1 protein-coding gene is annotated in these 253 nt (G+C 68.8%); it reads left to right on the top strand.

Annotation, left to right across the window (positions count from 1 at the left end; genetic code table 11):
• Window positions 1–253: alpha/beta hydrolase (locus tag HKX41_12445; GenBank protein NNC24945.1), on the top strand; the 253-nt coding region annotated here is incomplete at both ends.

Raw genomic sequence — 253 nt, 5'->3', positions numbered from 1 at the left:
GGCCAGGCGCCGCTGCCGCCGAAAGCCGAGCTGCAATGGTGGTATCAGTTCTACTTCGCCACCGAGCGCGGCGAACGCGGCTACGCCGAGCATCGCGACGAATTCGCCCGCCTGATCTGGGAACTGGCCTCGCCGCAATGGCGCTTCGACGACGCCACCTTCGCCCGCAGCGCCGTCGCCTTCGCCAACCCCGACCACGTCGCCATCGTCATCCACAACTACCGCTGGCGGCTGGGGCTGGCGCAAGGCGAAG

The organism is Salifodinibacter halophilus, from assembly GCA_012999515.1.
In the GTDB taxonomy this organism is placed as follows: Bacteria; Pseudomonadota; Gammaproteobacteria; order Nevskiales; family Salinisphaeraceae; genus Salifodinibacter; species Salifodinibacter halophilus.
This window is presented reverse-complemented; position numbering and strand designations above follow the sequence as displayed.